Annotated in this window: 1 rRNA gene (only partly in view); it reads left to right on the top strand. The window is 56.3% G+C overall.

The annotated features are described in order from the left end of the window. Positions 1–355 precede the first annotated feature (355 nt). A 23S ribosomal RNA gene (locus AB0J90_RS35565) occupies positions 356–2,430 on the top strand (it continues 1,131 nt past the right edge of the window).

Here is a 2,430-nt window from a genome sequence, read left to right on the forward strand (position 1 = left end):
CACGAAAGTGGGTGAGGAGCCCGCGCCGCCCGTATGTGGTGGTGGGGTGCTCAGATGGCGGAGACACTGGTGAGTTCACGTCTGGCAACGGCTATCCAATCGCTAGTACAGCTCTGATTCGTCGGGGTGGGAATGTGGTTGGTGGTGCGGCTGGTGGTGAATGTAGAGCATCCTGTTGGGTCCTGAAAGAACAAACACGGTGTGTTTGTTTTTTTGGGTTGCCAGGCATGGCCTGTCATCGCAAACCGGTTCCATTGTTGGCCCTGTGGGGTTGGTGGTGGTTCGAGGTGTGGTGGTTGTGGGTTGTGGGTTGGTCGTTTGTTGAGAATTGCACAGTGGACGCGAGCATCTTTGTGGTCAAGTTGTCAAGGGCGAACGGTGGATGCCTTGGCACCAGGAGCCGATGAAGGACGTGGGAGGCCGCGATAGGCCTGGGGGAGCTGTCAACCTAGCTGTGATCCCAGGGTGTCCGAATGGGGGAACCCGGCAGCAGTCATGTGCTGTCACCTGCACCTGAACACATAGGGTGTATGGAGGGAACGCGGGGAAGTGAAACATCTCAGTACCCGTAGGAAGAGAAAACAATAGTGATTCCGTGAGTAGTGGCGAGCGAAAGCGGATTTGGGCTAAACTGGCTGCGTGTGATACCTGTCAGGGGTTGCGTGGTTGGGGTTGTGGGACTCTGCTGATTCAACTGACATTGGGTCGAGAAGTGATAAAACCTGTTGCTAGCCGAATGGTGTGGGAAAGCCAACCGTAGACGGTGAGAGTCCGGTAGGTGAAAGTGGCTGGTCTTCTGTGGATGTTCCCGAGTAGCGGCGGACCCCTGTAATCTGCCGTGAATCTGCCAGGACCACCTGGTAAGCCTAAATACTTCCTGGTGACCGATAGCGGACTAGTACCGTGAGGGAATGGTGAAAAGTACCCCGGGAGGGGAGTGAAATAGTACCTGAAACCGTTCGCCTACAATCCGTCGGAGCCTTTAGGGGTGACGGCGTGCCTTTTGAAGAATGAGCCTGCGAGTTAGTGGCATGTGGCGAGGTTAACCCGTGTGGGGTAGCCGTAGCGAAAGCGAGTCTGAATAGGGCGTTCAGTCGCGTGTCCTAGACCCGAAGCGGAGTGATCTAGCCATGGGCAGGCTGAAGCGTGGGTAAGACCGCGTGGAGGGCCGAACCCACCAACGTTGAAAAGTTGGGGGATGACCTGTGGTTAGGGGTGAAAGGCCAATCAAACTCCGTGATAGCTGGTTCTCCCCGAAATGCATTTAGGTGCAGCGTCGCGTGTTTCTTGCCGGAGGTAGAGCACTGGATGGTCTAGGGGGCCCACAAGCTTACCGAAATCAGCCAAACTCCGAATGCCGGTAAGTGAGAGCGCGGCAGTGAGACTGCGGGGGATAAGCTTCGTAGTCGAGAGGGAAACAGCCCAGATCACCAGCTAAGGCCCCTAAGCGTGTGCTAAGTGGAAAAGGATGTGGGGTCGCATAGACAACCAGGAGGTTGGCTTAGAAGCAGCCACCCTTTAAAGAGTGCGTAATAGCTCACTGGTCAAGTGGTTCCGCGCCGACAATGTAGCGGGGCTCAAGTACACCGCCGAAGCTGTGGCATTCACATTTTACTTCGCTCAATTTTTTGGAATTGTGTGCAGGTGTGTGGATGGGTAGGGGAGCGTCGTGCCGCGGGTGAAGCAGCGGAGTGATCCAGTTGTGGACGCGGCACGAGTGAGAATGCAGGCATGAGTAGCGAAAGAAGGGTGAGAAACCCTTCCGCCGGATGACCAAGGGTTCCAGGGCCAGGCTAATCCGCCCTGGGTGAGTCGGGACCTAAGGCGAGGCCGAGAGGCGTAGTCGATGGACAACGGGTTGATATTCCCGTACCCGCGAAAGAGCGTCCGTGGTGAACCTCATTGTGCTAACCATTTGATTCTGTTGATGCCTTCGGGTTGATGTGGTTGATTCTGGGAACCTGGTGGGTAGTAGTCAAGCGATGGGGTGACGCAGGAAGGTAGCTGAGCCCGGCCGGTGGTTGTGCCGGGGTAAGCGTGTAGGCCGTGTCGTAGGCAAATCCGCGATGCATATGGGCTGAGACGTGATGCCGAGCCGATTCAGGTGAAGTCAGTGATCCTATGCTGCCGAGAAAAGCCTCTAGCGAGTTCTTAGCGGCCCGTACCCCAAACCGACACAGGTGGTCAGGTAGAGAATACCGAGGCGATCGGGCGAACTGTGGTTAAGGAACTCGGCAAATTGCCCCCGTAACTTAGGGAGAAGGGGGGCCGGAGACGTGAAGCCCCTTGCGGGTGGAGCGTTGTATGGCCGCAGAGAGCAGGGGGAAGCGACTGTTTACTAAAAACACAGGTCCATGCGAAGAAGTAATTCGATGTATATGGACTGACGCCTGCCCGGTGCTGGAACGTTAAGGGGACCGGTTAGCTCTT

It is taken from the genome of Micromonospora sp. NPDC049523 (assembly GCF_040676775.1).
Classification (GTDB): domain Bacteria; phylum Actinomycetota; class Actinomycetes; order Mycobacteriales; family Micromonosporaceae; genus Micromonospora_G.